At 39.3% G+C, this 16,337-nt stretch carries 16 protein-coding genes; 3 read left to right on the forward strand and 13 right to left on the reverse strand.

Annotation, left to right across the window (positions count from 1 at the left end):
- Positions 1 to 75: 75 nt before the first annotated feature.
- The 7 genes from fucP to TOL5_RS17960 form a co-directional block, all read right to left on the reverse strand.
- Positions 76 to 1,305: an L-fucose:H+ symporter permease gene (gene fucP, locus TOL5_RS17930; protein ID WP_121775385.1), complete on the reverse strand. Its 1,230-nt coding sequence runs from the start codon at positions 1,303 to 1,305 to the stop codon at positions 76 to 78.
- Between the two features lie 25 nt (positions 1,306 to 1,330).
- A complete protein-coding gene (locus TOL5_RS17935; RefSeq protein ID WP_151780811.1) occupies positions 1,331 to 1,666 on the reverse strand; it encodes an L-rhamnose mutarotase in 336 nt (111 codons plus the stop codon).
- 29 nt (positions 1,667 to 1,695) lie between these two features.
- On the reverse strand, positions 1,696 to 2,478 hold the full coding sequence (locus TOL5_RS17940; RefSeq protein WP_009585736.1) for an SDR family oxidoreductase: 783 nt from the start codon (positions 2,476 to 2,478) through the stop codon (positions 1,696 to 1,698).
- A 35-nt stretch (positions 2,479 to 2,513) separates the two neighbouring features.
- Positions 2,514 to 3,338, reverse strand: a complete 825-nt coding sequence (locus TOL5_RS17945) for an amidohydrolase family protein (RefSeq protein WP_009585657.1) — start codon at positions 3,336 to 3,338, stop codon at positions 2,514 to 2,516.
- A 234-nt stretch (positions 3,339 to 3,572) separates the two neighbouring features.
- Positions 3,573 to 4,850 carry an L-fuconate dehydratase gene (locus TOL5_RS17950; protein WP_151780810.1) on the reverse strand — a complete coding sequence of 426 codons (1,278 nt, stop codon included), beginning with the start codon at positions 4,848 to 4,850 and terminating at the stop codon, positions 3,573 to 3,575.
- Between the two features lie 113 nt (positions 4,851 to 4,963).
- On the reverse strand, positions 4,964 to 5,806 hold the full coding sequence (locus tag TOL5_RS17955; RefSeq protein ID WP_121775382.1) for a fumarylacetoacetate hydrolase family protein: 843 nt from the start codon (positions 5,804 to 5,806) through the stop codon (positions 4,964 to 4,966).
- Between the two features lie 26 nt (positions 5,807 to 5,832).
- Complete coding sequence (locus TOL5_RS17960; protein ID WP_009585768.1) at positions 5,833 to 6,585, reverse strand: SDR family oxidoreductase; 753 nt, start codon at positions 6,583 to 6,585, stop codon at positions 5,833 to 5,835.
- A 128-nt stretch (positions 6,586 to 6,713) separates the two neighbouring features.
- On the opposite strand from TOL5_RS17960, the gene TOL5_RS17965 reads away from it, so the two are divergent.
- Positions 6,714 to 7,436 (forward strand): FadR/GntR family transcriptional regulator, encoded by a 723-nt coding sequence (locus TOL5_RS17965; protein ID WP_004818986.1) that lies wholly within the window; start codon positions 6,714 to 6,716, stop codon positions 7,434 to 7,436.
- 182 nt (positions 7,437 to 7,618) lie between these two features.
- On the opposite strand, the gene TOL5_RS17970 is transcribed toward TOL5_RS17965, so the two are convergent.
- The 5 genes from TOL5_RS17970 to TOL5_RS17990 form a co-directional block, all read right to left on the reverse strand.
- On the reverse strand, positions 7,619 to 8,881 hold the full coding sequence (locus TOL5_RS17970; RefSeq protein WP_151780809.1) for a carbohydrate porin: 1,263 nt from the start codon (positions 8,879 to 8,881) through the stop codon (positions 7,619 to 7,621).
- 158 nt (positions 8,882 to 9,039) lie between these two features.
- Entirely contained in the window at positions 9,040 to 10,044 is a 1,005-nt protein-coding gene (locus TOL5_RS17975) for a transketolase family protein (protein WP_121775380.1), read from the reverse strand.
- A 13-nt stretch (positions 10,045 to 10,057) separates the two neighbouring features.
- Entirely contained in the window at positions 10,058 to 10,903 is an 846-nt protein-coding gene (locus TOL5_RS17980) for a transketolase (RefSeq protein WP_042089559.1), read from the reverse strand.
- A 15-nt stretch (positions 10,904 to 10,918) separates the two neighbouring features.
- Positions 10,919 to 12,217 (reverse strand): MFS transporter, encoded by a 1,299-nt coding sequence (locus TOL5_RS17985; RefSeq protein ID WP_198114668.1) that lies wholly within the window; start codon positions 12,215 to 12,217, stop codon positions 10,919 to 10,921.
- A gap of 83 nt (positions 12,218 to 12,300) precedes the next feature.
- Complete coding sequence (locus tag TOL5_RS17990; protein WP_121775378.1) at positions 12,301 to 13,050, reverse strand: SDR family NAD(P)-dependent oxidoreductase; 750 nt, start codon at positions 13,048 to 13,050, stop codon at positions 12,301 to 12,303.
- A 180-nt stretch (positions 13,051 to 13,230) separates the two neighbouring features.
- Here TOL5_RS17990 and TOL5_RS17995 point away from each other — a divergent pair, with 180 nt between their 5' ends.
- A complete protein-coding gene (locus TOL5_RS17995) occupies positions 13,231 to 14,112 on the forward strand; it encodes a LysR substrate-binding domain-containing protein (protein WP_085947562.1) in 882 nt (293 codons plus the stop codon).
- 238 nt (positions 14,113 to 14,350) lie between these two features.
- Positions 14,351 to 15,355 carry a tRNA dihydrouridine(20/20a) synthase DusA gene (gene dusA / locus TOL5_RS18000; RefSeq protein ID WP_151780807.1) on the forward strand — a complete coding sequence of 335 codons (1,005 nt, stop codon included), beginning with the start codon at positions 14,351 to 14,353 and terminating at the stop codon, positions 15,353 to 15,355.
- Between the two features lie 75 nt (positions 15,356 to 15,430).
- Here dusA and TOL5_RS18005 read toward each other — a convergent pair whose 3' ends face one another.
- Positions 15,431 to 16,321 (reverse strand): LysR family transcriptional regulator, encoded by an 891-nt coding sequence (locus TOL5_RS18005; protein ID WP_005031057.1) that lies wholly within the window; start codon positions 16,319 to 16,321, stop codon positions 15,431 to 15,433.
- Between the last annotated feature and the right edge of the window lie 16 nt (positions 16,322 to 16,337).

The following is a 16,337-nucleotide window of genomic DNA, read 5'->3' on the forward strand; positions in this document are numbered from 1 at the left end:
GATCTTATCTTCGCCCTTATGATTAAATGGCGGTTTTCTCTTATTTATCGCGTTCAATGCGATAAAATTCGGTTATTAATTGACTTGTGCCAGTGTGATTTTTTGGTAGCTTTTCGCATAAAAAATTACGATTAGGAAGCAGATCAATGGCAATACATAGGCAATGTGTGTTCCATAGTGATCAGCCAATTTCCCCATGAAAAAAGGCATAATCGCACCGCCCACAATCGCCATGATCATAAATGAGCTGCCGATTTTTGTTTTAGAACCGAGATTCTTAACACCCATCGCAAAAATGGTCGGGAACATAATCGACATAAAGAAGAAGATGCCAATCGCTGCAATCACTGAAATATATTCAGCGCCAGATAAAATCACGACACACAGCACACTGTTAATTACGGCATAAATCAACAACAAATGATTCGCGGAGATTTTCGACATGATGCCAGTACTGACAAATCGCCCGATCAAAAAAGCCAGCATGGCAATAGATAAGAAATATGCGCCTTGTTGGCTTGAGCTCTGTGGCCAAGTTTCGACCACCAAGTTAATAAAAAATGCACCCACGCCAACCTGTGCTGCGACATAGAAAAACAGCGTAATAACACCAAATTTAAATTCTGAATGTGACCACATCGATGCACTATTATTTTGAAGATTGGCTGCATCCAATTTCGCTTCGTTTTCACGTAGATCAGGTAGTTTTGCTTTAGCAAAAAATACAATCAAAACAATAACAATTGCAGCAATACCGACATAGGTATAGGTCACAGCATCAAAACTTGCAGCACTGTTACCTTCTACCGAATTAAAGAAAAATAAACCTCCAATCAACGGACCAAAAAATTGTCCCAAGCCATTAAAAGACTGAGATAAATTAAGCCGCTGTTCAGCAGTCGACGGATCCCCCAATGCAGATGAATAAGGGTTTGCAGCCGTTTCCAAACATCCTAATCCTAGAGCCAGTACAAATAATGCAAATAAGAAAAAGCTAAATGTCATCATATTAGCCGCAGGAACAAAGAGCAGCGCCCCGATTGCATAAAGGGAAAGACCGAGAATAATCCCTGCTTTATAGCCTCTTTTTTCAATAAATAAACCTGCAGGTAGAGCAATCACAAAATAGGCACCAAAATAAGCAGCCTGAATCAGCCCCGATTGTGCTTTAGAAATATGCAAAGCTTCCTGAAAATGTTTATTTAAAACATCGACCAAACCATACGACAATCCCCACATAAAGAAGAGTGTCGTGACCAATATCAACCCCATCCTAAATTGGGGTTCTGTAATTTTTGCCTTCATGGCTGAATTCCTTATATCATTCGGATTATTGTTTTAGATCAAATATTTTTTCCATTTCGATCCATTTTTCACCAGGTTTTGCACTTGGCAGTACTTGCTGGTACTGCGACATCAAAGTTTCCCACTCAAGATTTTTCGGTTCTGAATCCGCAACACTTTGTGCTAGGTCAGCGTCATAATCGTCAGTGGTGTCCATAATCATAAAAAGGCGATTTTCGACTTGCCAAATCTGCATATCCAGCACACCACGATTGCGAATATTGGTGATGATTTCTGGCCATACTTTTTGATGATACTGTTGATATTGCTGGATCTTTTCAGCATCGTTCACAAGGTCTAAAGCCAAACAATAGCGTTTCATCTTTCGCTCCAGTTTTCGGCATATCTGTCTTAATCTTGATCTAAGGCACGATCTAAATGGGTATAACCGCCATCAACATATAAAAGTTGTCCAGTTGTATGCGATGAACGATCAGACAGTAAAAATACCGTGGTATTTGCAATTTCATGGGTCGTCGTCATACGATGACCAAACGGAATATTTTGGGTAATTTGTGCTAATTTCTGGGTCGGGTTATCAAAGCTATCCACCCAACGTTGATACAGTGGTGTCATGACTTCAGCAGGTAAAACCGCATTGACCCTCACCCCATCATCTTTAAATTGCGCAGCCCACTCTCGTGTCAAAGCCAATCGACCACCATTTGCTGCTGCATAACCACTGGTATGTCCCTGCCCTGTGACTGCAACTTTAGAGCCTATATTGACGATGCTGCCTTTGCTTTGTTTGAGATGCGGTATGCAAAAGTGCGCCATTGTAAAATAATGAATCAGGTTTTTATCTAAGGACTGTCTAAACGCATCAATACTGTCTTCAAGTCCGACATTGTCATTTATTCCAGCATTGTTGACTAAGCCATCTAGACGTCCATATAAATCAATAACCTTCTGAACGTTTTCTTGGCAGGCTTTTTCGTCGGTCAAGTCCAGTTGATGAAAGGAGTAATTTGCCTGCGTTTCCTGTAAAGATGCTTCGAATTCTGAACTCAGAGCTGAACGACCAAAAATGGCAACCGTTGCACCCTCTTGTGCCAGTAATAATGAAATTGCCCCACCAATTCCGGCACCACCACCTGTAACGATAAAGACTTTATTTTTGAGGTGTAAATCCATCTTTCTGATCTCCTATATTTAAAATCTTTTAAATTTCATAGCTTATATAAACGTTTAGGTGTATCTGTTTCGACCTGTTTACGTTCTGAGTCACTCCAGTTGCGTGTCCATTCATCCCAAAATGCCAACAATGTGTCATAGCGATGGGTCGCAAAAGACACAGGCCAATCTGATCCCCAAAGCAAGCGTTCAGGACCAAAGAGTTCTAAGGCAATATCAAGGTGGGCTTGAAAATCTTGTGCTTTGCAGTGTGCACCCGCCTCTGTCACCAAACCTGAAATTTTGCAGTTCACATGTTTTAATGCGGCTAATTCTTTCATGTTCTTTTTCCACACAGTAAAACCATCACTGGAATAGATCTGTGGCTTGGCTAAATGATCAATCACCAACGCATATTGATCATGTCGTTGGGAAAATTTTACGGCTGCATCCAAATCTTTCTGATGAATCAAAACACCATAAAGCAACTCAGCTTGCTGAATTTTTTCTACGCCCAGATTAAATTGGTGGTTGTTCAACATATAGGCTGTAGGATCAGGCTCATCTTGAAGCATGTGACGAAAGCCTTTTATCCGCTTATTTTGTTTGAATTTTTCCAACTGCATTTCAGCGTCTTTTTTAAAATCAAACCATGCCACAATGCCTTTGATAATCGAATGTTGCTCTGCCAGTCCATTCAGATATTCATTTTCCTCCCAAGACGGTCTTGCCTGAACAGCGATCAAACCTTCTATTCTGGCAGGCAATTGCACGAACAAATCTTCAGGAGACATGTCTTTTGCAATGGCGCTTAAGTCATCCGTCATCCAAGGGAATTCAACTGGATTGTATTTCCAAAAATGAATATGGCTATCAATCACTTATATACTCCTTGTGGCTTTATGCAGTTTCATTCTTTTCTCAATGGATGAACTGTAAAATCATCCTTAAAAACTCATCCACGATAAAACCACAAATCAGCGCGTTTTACTTTGTGAATCATGTCCTGTGATACTAGAGTCTAACTCTCGTGTATCAGGCTGGCTGATCTCACCGTATTTGCATGCTACATTTCTTTAGCATGAATCACTTTTGTCACTGAAAAATTCAGCCTATCAGCCCTTAAATCTATATTTCTCAATAGATGCTGGTTTCATTTCAATTGAGAAGCCTGCGAGAGTTGGAGGCATATAAGCTGCATTTTGAATCACACAAGGATCGATAAAGTGCTCATGCAAATGGTCCACGTATTCTGTGACACGACCTTCTTTGGAGGTTGAGAACCATAAATAATCAATCATAGAAAGATGCTGAACATATTCACACAGCCCTACACCACCTGCATGCGGACAAACTTTGAGTTTGTACTTTGCTGCAATGAGTAATACTGCTAGCACTTCATTGATTCCACCCATGCGACAAGCATCAATTTGAACAATATCAATCGCTTCACGCATAATAAATTGTTTAAACATGATGCGATTCTGGCACATTTCACCTGTCGCCACTTGAATCGGCTGAATCGCAAATCGGATTGCACGATGCGCTTCGACATCATCGGGTGAAGTCGGTTCCTCAATAAACCATGGATTGGAAAATGCCAGTTGCTTCACCCACTCAATAGCTTGCTCACGTTCCCAAATCTGATTGGCATCAATCATTAAGTGACGATCAGGACCAATGATCTCACGTGCAATTTTGACCCGACGTTTATCTTCCTCAACATCGCGACCTACTTTTAATTTGATATAGTTAAAGCCTTCATCCACAGCCTCTTGGCAAAGTCGCGCAAGTTTTTCATCGCTATACCCCAACCATCCTGCTGAAGTCGTATAACAAGGATAACCTTCTTCAAGTAAAGTTTTCTCACGTTGCGCTTTACCAATTTCATTCGACTTTAATAAGTCCAAAGCTTCATCAGGCGTGATACAGTCGGTTAAATAACGAAAATCAATACAGTTTACTAATTGTTCAGGAGTCATATCTGCAACCAGTTTCCAAACCGGTTTAGCTTCAGTTTTTGCCCATAAATCCCAAATCGCATTTACCACTGCGCCAGTCGCTAGATGCATCGCCCCCTTGTCTGGTCCAATCCAACGGAGTTGACTATCTGAAGTTAAATGTCGCCACATCAAGGCAGGATTTTTCTTAATCTCATCAATATCTAGACCAACCACAAGATGGCGCATCGCTTCAATTGCTGCACAGCAGATTTCATTACCACGACCAATGGTAAATGTGAGACCGTGTCCTGTCAGCGCTGGACGATCCGTTTTTAAGATGACATAGGCAGCTGAATAATCTGGATCTGGATTCATCGCATCTGAACCATCCAACTGCTGTGAAGTGGGGAAACGAATATCCAATACTTCTAAATCCGTTATCTTTAACATTCCTATTCCTTTTTAAATGCTGAGCTTTTTTAAAGACAAGTCTTCCTAAGGCATCGAATTTAAATGCCTTGTTTGTGTTACTTAAAAATTAAATCTATTCAGATAAATCTGGCTTATTCAGCATTCACAACTTTCTGTCGTTGTTCGCCTAATCCCTCAATACCCAATCGCATCACTTGCCCTGCTTTTAAATACACAGGTGGCTTTTGCCCAAGCCCTACACCAGGTGGCGTACCCGTAGAGATCACATCACCGGCCTGTAAACTCATAAACTGGCTTAAATAACTCACAATGGTGGGTATATCAAAAATCATGGTATTGGTATTGCCATCTTGATAACGATGACCATCCACCTCTAACCAAATTTTTAACTGATGTGGATTTTCGATCTCATCCTTGGTCACGAGCCATGGACCTGTTGGACCAAAAGTGTCGCAACCTTTGCCTTTGTCCCAAGTCCCTGTACCTTCAAGCTGAAATGCGCGCTCTGAAACGTCATTAATCACACAATAACCTGCAACATAGTCCATTGCCTGTTCTTTACTGATATAACGACCGTCTTTAGCAATAACGACACCCAACTCAACTTCCCAATCGGTTTTGAATGAATGCTTTGGAATTTCCACATCATCATTTGGTCCAACCACTGCACTGGTCCATTTATTGAAAACCACTGGTTCAGCAGGAACTTCTGCACCTGTTTCCGCAGCATGATCAGAATAATTCAAACCAATACAGATAAATTTACCAATATTACCCACACATGCACCAAGGCGCACATTCTCGGCAACCAAAGGCAGGCTCGATAGATCCAAATTTCGAATCTTATCTAACTCGGTGGCGAGCACCTGACCATTGATGTCTTGAACCACTGAAGACAAATCCCGAATTTGTCCCTGTGGGTCTAAGATTCCTGGCTTTTCTTGTCCTTTTACACCATATCTTAATAATTTCATTGTTCTATCCTAGATCTGTTTGAAAATTAATTTGACCAACCACCATCAATCATATTGATGGTTCCGGTTGTGAATGAGGATTCATCACTTGCCAAATAAAGCGCTAATGCAGCTATTTCTTCCGCTTTACCAACTCTTCCCATCGGTTGGCGAGCAACAAACTGAGCATAGACTTCATCAATGGTTTTATTTTGCTCTTTGGCTTGGGTTTCAATACGATCATGTAGTGATGGAGAGTCTACAGTTCCCGGACAGATCGCATTGCAACGAATCCCTTGACCGATAAAATCTGCTGCGATCGATTTGGTCATACCAATAACTGCAGCTTTAGTGACACTATAAGAAAAGCGATTCGGTACACCTTTAATACTTGATGCCGCAGATGACATATTGATGATTGAGGCATTGGCACTTTTTAACATTGTGGGTAAAAAAGCCTGAATCATGTGGTACATCGAATCGACATTCATCGTAAAAGCACGCTGCCATTGTGTTTCATCACATTCTAAGATTGAACCTGCAGGAACCCAACCAGCACAATTGAACAACACATCAACTTGCTGATATTTTTTTGAAAATTCAATAATTTGCTGACGATTAGTAATATCTAAATATTCCACTTGAATATTGTCAGAATGGCTTTTGAGTTCTTCAAGCAGTTCTAAATTAATGTCCGTAGCAATGACCTTTGCGCCTTCTTTTGCAAAGCTTAATGCAGTGGCTCTACCAATTCCCTGAGCAGCTGCTGTAATCACACACGTTTTATTTATCAATCTCATTCCTTCGTCCCTGCTTTTTACTTTATACTATGGTAAATGCTAAATTGACTAGACCAATTAATTGGTCTAGTCAATTTAATTGATCAAAAGTGTTTTGGCAAGACCAATTTTTATAAAAGTTGAAATTTATGACTCAAACTCGTCTCTATCAAAATATCTTTAATAAGATTCAAGATGATATAAAGAATGGAATTTATCAGTTAGGTTCAAAGTTACCGCCTGAACGAGATCTTGCGCAGCAGTTAGGTGTAAGTCGTACCTCAGTACGTGAAGCAATCATTGCGCTTGAAGTGAATGGAATTGTTGAAGTAAAACTGGGGAGTGGTGTCTATGTCATTAAAGATCAACAAGATCAGGATTTAGAACAAACGGGTTTTAATACCAATATACATCCTTTGCTGATTCCTCATTTAAAAGAAGATTCCGCAGTTACGCCATTTGAAGTCTTAGAAGCCCGTTTGCAGATTGAGCCCTATCTTGCAGAACTGGCAGCAAAGCATCGTACGGATGAACAATTAGAAGAGATTAAAGAAGCATTTTTTATGAATGTTCGAGATAATCTGGAACATTCTAGCGAGCATATTGGTGATCGTTTATTTCATATTCGTATTGCTGAAGCGAGTCAAAATAGCGCTTTTTCTTTTTTTCTGAAATATTTGCTCGGGAAACAATATACCGAGCTGTTCAGTCGTATGCGTAGTTTATATACCCCTGAAGATATGCCATTAAGATCTCAGCATGAACATCAAGAAATCATGGCAGCAATTCAGAGCCAAGATGGAGCAGCGGCATATAAAGCCATGCAAAAACATTTGCAGAATGTCATCAATATCTTTTCAAGGAAGGTTTAGGTTAAATATACTGATACTTGCGTAAGGCTATGTTACATAAAGCCTTTAAAGATAAAGTTTTTCCTAAGTTAATTAAATTTAAAATCACTAAAGACCTCATTAATTTAATTCTCCAAACGATTTAATACGCTGCTGTTCTTAGCAAAACCTAAAAACAGCTTTTTAAATGGGTGAAGGTATTTTTAAAAAATAATTTTCGAGCTTAAGCCCAGCACTAAAGCATTATCAACATAATTCGTTGCTCCAGGATTGATTACATATTGAATATTAGGTCTAAGCATCAACCACTTCATTGGGAAATATGAATAGTTCAACTCAATATTATATTCAGCATCTTTATTAATGCCTTGGCGTGTTTGACTGTAACGATCACTAACATCAACTCTATTTACAGCAAAACCAACAATATCATTAGGATGATTATTTAAAAGTCCAACATATTTCAAACCAATTTGTTGCATATTTTCAACTTTGTTAGTGGTTTGATCATGAAAACTGAAGTTCATAAAAGTATACAGCCCTTGCTGAATTGAGTTTTTTGAGGTTAATTGTTGTTCTACAACACCCCACATCCCATATGTGTGAGATTCAGGCTCTCCTGTTACGATGTCTTTTTGGTTTTTGAGATCGTCAGCTGTATTATAAAATGCACCTATACGATAAATTCCAGCTAAGTTATTAATCATCTGTTTAGGCTGCCAGACAAGCTCAATAGGCATATTGACACCATCGACATCTTTTGTATCCAAATTCCACCCTTCACTTTCTTCCAAGTTTTTTGGGTTATATTCGAATACACCAAATTGTATAAAGACCTCAGGGTTAAAACTATATTTAGACATTACAGCCCATTGGCTTACAGGTGCATTAATCCATTTACTGCCTTGCCATTTCCCCATTTGTGCACCGCAAAAGGAATTATTTTGAAAGTCGCAAGACATCACATTGAAATAGGTTCCCATGGCAAAACGCCCAACTCGAATACTAGTAGCTGCGTTACTGAATTTTTTTTCGATCGAGAGTTCTGCAAGCCTTGTACCCGAATTACCTCGACCATAATTTGCCTGTACATTGGCCAATTGTGATGCTTGCGGATCAGAAATCTGTTCTACTGATACGCTCTGCCCTTGTCTTGCCATAATTAATGCTCGAACACTTACCCCCTCCAAATTTATCAATTTTTCTAAATCCAAAGTTGAACCGAGTGAAAATTGACTAACATAAGTCGGGGCTTGTCTTGGTTTATATCCACCATCAGCTAAATAAGCAATGTCGAGATTTAAGCCACTATCAAATTTAATCCCTTCATTCTCTAGCTGGGTTCTTGAACCATTCCAATCCCCAGTCAAATTTGTTCGATTCACATCGAATAAGTTCTCAGCAAAACAAGCTGTATTTGTTCCAATAAATACACCAAGGAGACATAAAAAATTACTTTTGTTCATTGCACAATCCCTGCAAATTTTGAATATAAGTTTTCCTAAACAGCTAATTAAATAAGCTATTTTGAACAGTTAAATGGCTTAAAAGTGGTAGGATAAAATTAGGGCATGGCTAGACTCCTGTCGTACACCATGCTCAATTCACTAACAGTTGGACTCTCTTAGGTTAAGTGATTTTTGATTTTTGCTTTAACTGCTTCTGTAGAAATACCATAACGATCATGTAGTGTGGGTAATGCGCCTGCCTCTAAAAATGCATCAGGTAAACCAATCATATCAAAACGTGGATGTTGCCCATTTCTTAATAGTAAGGTTCCAACTGCTTCACCTAACCCCCCAACTACAGAATGATTTTCAGCAGTAAGTACAGACCGTCCTCCTTTTGCAACTTCTGCTAAAATCGTTTCTTCATCAAGAGGCTTGATGGTTGGAACATGTAGAACTGAAACCTCAATTCCCTCTTTTTCAAGCTCTTCAGCGGCCTCAAGCGCACGCATAGTCAGTAATCCAGTAGAGATAATCAAGAGATCTTTACCTGGCTTAATGACTTGGGCCTTACATAATTTAAATTGGTAGTTATATTTATCCAATACCAATGGAACTTGACCACGTAACAAGCGCATATAAACAGGACCTTGATGAGCAGCAATCTGTGGAATAGCCTGCTCAATTTCCAAGGCATCACATGGATCAATGATCATTAGATTTGGCATTCCACGGAAAATGGCAATATCTTCTGTTGCTTGGTGACTTGGTCCATATCCTGTAGTTAAACCAGGAAGGGCTGCTACAATTTTCACATTCAGATTATCTTCGGCAATCGCCATACAAATAAAATCGTAAGCTCGACGTGAAGCAAATACAGCATAAGTCGTGGCAAAAGGAACAAAGCCTTCTCGAGCTAATCCAGCAGCAGCACTCATCAGGAGTTGTTCTGCCATTCCCATTTGAAAGAACTTGTGTGGATTTTGATTCGCGAAAATATGTAGATCTGTATATTTAGATAGGTCTGCTGATAATCCAACAATATCATCACGCTCTTTCGCTAGCGCATTTAAAGCATGTCCAAATGGTGCAGGCTTGGTTGGTTGCCCTTCTACAGCAATCGAAGCAATCATGGCAGACGTTTTTAATTTTTTCTTAGGAGAGTTCGCTAATTGGCTCATGGATCTAAACTCCTTATTTGCCGTAATGAGTTAATATATTTAAAGCTTCATCCCATTCGCGTTCATCTACCCGAATAAAATGTGTTTTTTCTCGGCTTTCCAAAAAGGAAACACCTTTACCCATTTTGGTATCGCAAATGATGACTCTCGGGCTTATACCTTTATAATTTCTTGCATTATCAAAAGCTTCGAGTAAAGCTTTCATGTCATTACCATCTACGCGCTGTGTATACCAACCAAAAGACTGCCAACGATCTACAATCGGTTCAAAAGCTAGAATTTCACTTGAATGCCCATCGGCTTGCTGATTATTCACATCAATAATTGCAATTAGATTATCTAATTTCCAATGTGAAGCCGACATGACAGCTTCCCATGTAGAGCCCTCATTGAGCTCACCGTCTGAGAGGAAGTTATAAACAAAAGATTCTGATTTCTTTTGCTTTAATCCGAGGCAAGCGCCTACCGCAATGCCTAAACCATGACCCAATGAACCACCTGTGATTTCCATACCAGGGGTATACGTTGCCATGCCTGACATAGGTAAACGACTGTCATCAGAACCATACGTTTCTAGTTCTTCTAATGGAATAACTTTTGCTTCGATCAAAGCAGCATATAAAGCAATGGCATAATGACCTATTGAAAGATAAAAGCGGTCTCGTCCTTCCCACTCAGGATTCTCAGGCTGATATTTCATTGCATGAAAATAAGAAACTGCAAGTAGATCAGCTGCACCTAAGGCCTGTCCAACATAACCTTGGCCCTGTACTTGTCCCATACGTAATGCATGTTGACGAATGTTATATGCTCGTTGCTGTAGTTCAGCAATACGAGCTTTTTTATTAATATTTGACATAATTAACTTCTCTTATTAACGATTAACCAGTTTTGCTGGAACGCGCAGTACTAGGCTAGCTCCGACAACTAAGACTGCTGTAATTAAGAACATACCTATGGCATTCGAACCTGTATTAGTGGTAATCCATCCGATGAGAAACGGAGAACAAAATCCAGCGAGATTGGCAAAACTATTGATTCCAGCAATACCAGCAGCAGCTGAAACACCACCTAAAAAGTTTGTTGGCAACATCCAAAATAAAGAAGATGCGGTGAGTACTCCTGATGCCGCAATACATAAACAAATCAACGATAAAATTAGATTTGAAGCAAACAATGTTGCAAATGTCAGTGCAACGGCACCAGTACACATTGGAATAATTAAATGCCAGCGACGCTCTCTAAAGTGATCTCCGCTACGACCTGCTAACAGCATTACAACTATGGCACACATATAAGGTAGACTGGTCAACAAGCCAATATGCCAGTTGTCACTAATACCCGAGTTACGAATTAATGTCGGCAACCAGAAAGTAATTGCATATTGTCCCATTACGACACAAAAGTAGATTCCAGCTAGTAACCACAAGCGTTTATCACTAATGAAGTCTTTAATACTGCTATGCCCTTCTTTCTGTTGATTATCTTGAGCAATTTCTTGTTGGACTAAATTCTTTTCAGCACTCGTTAACCAATGTGCATCTTGAACAGAATCTTTTAGAACTGCGAGGACTAACAAACCAACAACCACTGTAGGTATAGCTTCAAGCACAAACATCCATTGCCAGCCATGCCATCCTTGCACATTGTTCATTTGATCCATGATTAAGCCAGACAAAGGGCCGCCAATCATTCCAGAAATGGGAATTGCAATAAACCACAGCACAGTCATACGGGCCCGACGATAAGATGGGAACCAATATGTAAGATAAAGTAATAAACCTGGTGCTAATCCAGCTTCAGCAACACCAAGTAAGAAGCGTAAGGTATAGAATTGCCACTCTGTTTCAACAAATGCAAAACAGCCTGACAAAATACCCCATGTAATCATGATTCGGGCAATCCAATGTCGAGCACCAACTTTATGCAGCACAATATTGCTAGGTACTTCACATAAGAAATATCCTATAAAGAAAATACCTGCGCCAAGTCCATAAACAGCTTCACTAAACTGTAAATCACTCATCATTTGAAGTTTGGCAAAACCAACATTTACACGATCTAAGTAAGCACAAAAATAACAAAGCATTAAAAATGGCATCAGCCGAAATGCAATTTTTCGATATGCAGATTTACGAATAGCATCTGTATCAGATGAAAATACGGTATCCATCATGCGAGTCCCTTTACATTTGACCACAATATCCTCTCGTGACCATGTCTCTATTTTAAATTTTCTAATACTAATACTGAGTTTTAGTGAATCAGCATTCCGCCATTTACGTCTAGAGTTACACCTGTTAAATAGGCTGATAGATCACTAGCTAAAAATAACGCTGCATTAGCAACATCTTGTGCTTTACCTAAGCGACCCAGTGGAATGCCTGTAAGAATGTCATGAAGACGATCATCATTCATTAAACCACCCGTAATGTCTGTTTGAATAAGACCTGGTGTAAGTGAGTTGACACGAATATTATCTGCACCAAACTCGCGAGCCATCGCTTTAGCTAAACCTAAAACCCCTGCTTTGGCAGCGCTGTAGTGTGGACCACCAAAAATACCACCACCTCGTTGTGCCGAAACGGATGATAAGCACACGATACTTCCTCCACCGTTTTCTTTCATTGCGGGAATTACAGCCTGAGACATAATAAGCGTTCCACGCAGACTGACATCCAAAATACGGTCATAATCATTACGTTTGATATCTAATGTCTTTACAGGTTGGGTAATGCCTGCATTATTGACCAAAATATCAATTTTTCCGTAGTATTGAAGAGCTTGTTCCACAGCAGCGTGTGCTTGTTCTTCATTTGCAACATTTGCTGCTAGACCTAAATGACCTTCGCCCAATGCTTTAGCTGCATGCTGGCTTTGCGCAATATCTAGATCAACAATAATGACTTTGGCTCCTTGCTGTGCAAAGATTTCTGCTGTTGCACGACCAATACCACGTTCAGATGCTGCACCTGTGATTAACGCTACTTTTCCTTGTAGTAACATGTATATTCCTCTTTTCTTCAACATATTCATTCATCGCTAGATTCTCTTTTTTCACAGTGAGCAGCAATAAGGTTAAACTCAACTAGGCATGAATTTTATTCATGCCTATGATATTTTTAGTTGAGATATGAAAGAAAAATGGAATTTTAAATGAATAATACTGAAAAAAATTACAATCAAATGCCTGCAATAAAAACTTTACAAGCATTTGAGCAAACTGCTCGCTTAGGGAATGTGGCAAAGGCAGCAGAGATCCTGAACCTTACGCCCTCTGCTATCAGTCATCAAATCGCAAAACTAGAAGAAATGATTGGTCAAAGCTTATTTATAAGAGGTGCACGAGGAGTGACTTTAACGCCTTCTGGTGAGCGTTATTATCAAGATGTAACCGCTATCTTGCATAATCTGATGTTAGCGACTGAACAAGCATCGGATAACAGTCCAAAAGATAGTTTATACATCCATTCTTCACCAAGCTTTGGACTTCTGTGGTTACTGCCAAGATTGGAATCATTTAAAGAACTATATCCTCTCATTCAGGTGAATTTATCTTGCTCTTATGAAAACCTTCATTTCACACGAGATAAAATTGATATTGATATTCGTCATGGTATTCCGAATTGGACAGGAGTCGAAATTAGAACAGTTCGAAGTGAAAAATTAGAAGTTCTTGCCTCCCCCAAATTACTTGAGCGCAGCCCAGTTTCTAAGCCTAAAGAGTTACTAAAAAAAGAATTAATTTTATCGAAGTCCACTCTCGTTACATGGCCCCAATGGTTTGCACATCAAGGGTTAAGCATTCCTGAATTTCCTTATACTTTTAGTTTTGATCGCTCATACATGTCACTTGAAGCTGCAACTCATGGGCTTGGATTCGTCCTAGAAAGCAATTTACTTACCCAAAATTATCTAGATTCAGGAAAACTTGTCAAAGTCTTTCCTGATGACTTCTCCGTACCAATATCTGCCCACCATTTAGTTTATCCACGTACCCATGAGAACATTCTCAAAGTGAACCATTTTTTAAACTGGATTGGTGACGAAATCATTAAAGATAAGTAATAAGCAGAGAATCTACTCTAGATAGATAATAATCAAATAACCATCTATCACTAGAGAACTTCGATTCGTACCCTTTAATAAATCCCCATAGAACCTACTTTGTCACGCCTAAAAATCACTATCAGAATCAAAATTTTAATTAGATTTACAAATGCTATCTTTTGAATATGACTATAGATTTTAAAATAAAGCACGTATAATCCGCACTCTGCTTTTTTCATCTTTTCAGGTTTACTTTATGTCTGAGCTCCAATCTCTAACTCCCCGTATTTCGGTCGCTCCGATGATGGATTGGACAACTCGTGACTATCGTTTTTTTGCACGTTTGTTTAATCCAAACATCATTCTGTATACAGAAATGGTCACCACAGGTGCCATTATCTATGGTGGGGCAAATCGTCATTTGGACTATAACCATGAAGAACATCCAATTGTTCTACAACTCGGTGGCTCAAACCCAAAAGAACTTGCTACCTGTAGCAAAATGGCGCAAGACTGGGGCTATGATGAAATCAATTTAAATGTGGGCTGTCCAAGCGACCGTGTACAAAATAACAAAATTGGCGCCTGCCTGATGGCTGAACCAGATTTAGTCGCTGAGTGTATCGCTGAAATGCGTAATGCAGTTGATATACCCGTCACGGTAAAACATCGAATCGGGATTGATGACATGCAATCTTATGAGGAAATGCTAAATTTTGTCGATACTGTAGCAAAAACTGGATGCAATAACTTTATTGTGCATGCACGTATTGCATTACTTCAAGGCTTGTCACCAAAAGAAAATCGAGACATTCCCCCACTCCGTTATGAAGATGTATATCGCTTAAAACAAGATCGTCCTGAGTTGCTGATCGAAATCAATGGTGGGGTTAAAACCTTTGCTGAAACTCAAGAACATTTAAAACATGTCGATGGGGTCATGATTGGTCGTGAGGCTTATCATAATCCATATCTATTGGCAGAGTTGGGACAGCTTTGGAATTTAGATTTACCTGATCGCTTTGAAATTATGGATCAAATGTTGCCTTATATTGCCAAACGGATGCAAGAAGGTGCACCGCTGTCAATTATTACCCGTCACATTCTCGGGTTATTTCAAAACCTGCCAGGTGCTCGTAAATGGCGTCAAGCCCTAAGTGGTGGAAATGCCAAAACATTTGCTGATGTTGAACATGCCATTGTCAATATTAAAGAAGCAATGAAACGGACTGAAGACTATATTCGAGAGCAATCCGTATAATTCAACTGATCACAATCATCAAAAATTAAGTCCATATTAAACGATGTGCTGTTCAAGTACATCGTTTATCAATGCTCACTGTTGAAAGCATTTGACTAATTCTTTGGCGCATTTCACCACTGCATCATCAGCATGACTGTTCCATGCCATAAAAACATCAGAGGAAGCCTGTTCAATATCCAAAGCAATCAACCTGACTTGCTCAGGCACTATATTTTTGAATTCAGCAGGAACGATACAAATCCCTATATTTGCAGCAACCAATTGCAATTGCGAAACTTTTCGAGATTGAACTCGGGCTTTTTTAGGTGCAAAACCAGCACTTAAACAAATATTAGACACCAAATAACTCAGCCCACCACGTTCTGCATGAGGTGTTGACACAAAGTCTTCATCTTCTAATTGTTGAATTTTGACCGTAGTTGCTTTTGCTAAATGATGATCTTGATGAACAGCAACATATAGAGGTTCATCATATAATTGAACAGCGCTTAATCCATCCATACTATTTAGAATCGGTGGGCGAAAAAACCCAATATCAATATTGCCTTTCAATAATTCAAGGACCTGATCCTCAGAAGATAAATTATTGATTTCAAAATTAATACTTTGTTGTTTAGCGACTTGATCAAATAACTGAACTTTTTCTAAACTCATGCTGATGGTGCTTGAGTGTGCGACTTTAATTAAACGGTGTAGACCACTTGAGATTTCTCTTGCATTTTCAATAATATGATTGAGGTTTAACAAATTGTTTTTCACTTGCAGATAGAAAAACTGCCCAGCTTTGGTCAATTTTATTTTCTTGTCACTGCGATCAAAAATTTCAAATCCAATTTCCTCTTCTAATAGTTTGATCTGCCGACTTAATGCTGACTGAGCAATAAATAATTTTTCAGCTGCCGCAATAAACCCGCCTTCTTCAACGATTCTAATCAAATAATTAAATTGCTTGAGTGTGGTCATATTCATCTCAAAATTA

This window comes from Acinetobacter sp. Tol 5, from assembly GCF_019702905.1.
GTDB lineage: Bacteria > Pseudomonadota > Gammaproteobacteria > Pseudomonadales > Moraxellaceae > Acinetobacter > Acinetobacter bereziniae.

Bases quoted from the DNA above. Each gene is read 5' to 3' on its own strand.
- TOL5_RS17960 (WP_009585768.1), bottom strand. From the start codon at position 6,585: ATGAGATTGATAAATAAAACGTGTGTGATTACAGCAGCTGCTCAGGGA.
- TOL5_RS17935 (WP_151780811.1), bottom strand. From the start codon at position 1,666: ATGAAACGCTATTGTTTGGCTTTAGACCTTGTGAACGATGCTGAAAAG.
- TOL5_RS17995 (WP_085947562.1), top strand. From the start codon at position 13,231: ATGCCTGCAATAAAAACTTTACAAGCATTTGAGCAAACTGCTCGCTTA.
- dusA (WP_151780807.1), top strand. From the start codon at position 14,351: ATGTCTGAGCTCCAATCTCTAACTCCCCGTATTTCGGTCGCTCCGATG.
- TOL5_RS18005 (WP_005031057.1), bottom strand. From the start codon at position 16,321: ATGACCACACTCAAGCAATTTAATTATTTGATTAGAATCGTTGAAGAA.
- TOL5_RS17950 (WP_151780810.1), bottom strand. From the start codon at position 4,850: ATGTTAAAGATAACGGATTTAGAAGTATTGGATATTCGTTTCCCCACT.
- TOL5_RS17980 (WP_042089559.1), bottom strand. From the start codon at position 10,903: ATGTCAAATATTAATAAAAAAGCTCGTATTGCTGAACTACAGCAACGA.
- TOL5_RS17985 (WP_198114668.1), bottom strand. From the start codon at position 12,217: ATGGATACCGTATTTTCATCTGATACAGATGCTATTCGTAAATCTGCA.
- TOL5_RS17970 (WP_151780809.1), bottom strand. From the start codon at position 8,881: ATGAACAAAAGTAATTTTTTATGTCTCCTTGGTGTATTTATTGGAACA.
- fucP (WP_121775385.1), bottom strand. From the start codon at position 1,305: ATGAAGGCAAAAATTACAGAACCCCAATTTAGGATGGGGTTGATATTG.
- TOL5_RS17965 (WP_004818986.1), top strand. From the start codon at position 6,714: ATGACTCAAACTCGTCTCTATCAAAATATCTTTAATAAGATTCAAGAT.
- TOL5_RS17990 (WP_121775378.1), bottom strand. From the start codon at position 13,050: ATGTTACTACAAGGAAAAGTAGCGTTAATCACAGGTGCAGCATCTGAA.
- TOL5_RS17955 (WP_121775382.1), bottom strand. From the start codon at position 5,806: ATGAAATTATTAAGATATGGTGTAAAAGGACAAGAAAAGCCAGGAATC.
- TOL5_RS17940 (WP_009585736.1), bottom strand. From the start codon at position 2,478: ATGGATTTACACCTCAAAAATAAAGTCTTTATCGTTACAGGTGGTGGT.
- TOL5_RS17975 (WP_121775380.1), bottom strand. From the start codon at position 10,044: ATGAGCCAATTAGCGAACTCTCCTAAGAAAAAATTAAAAACGTCTGCC.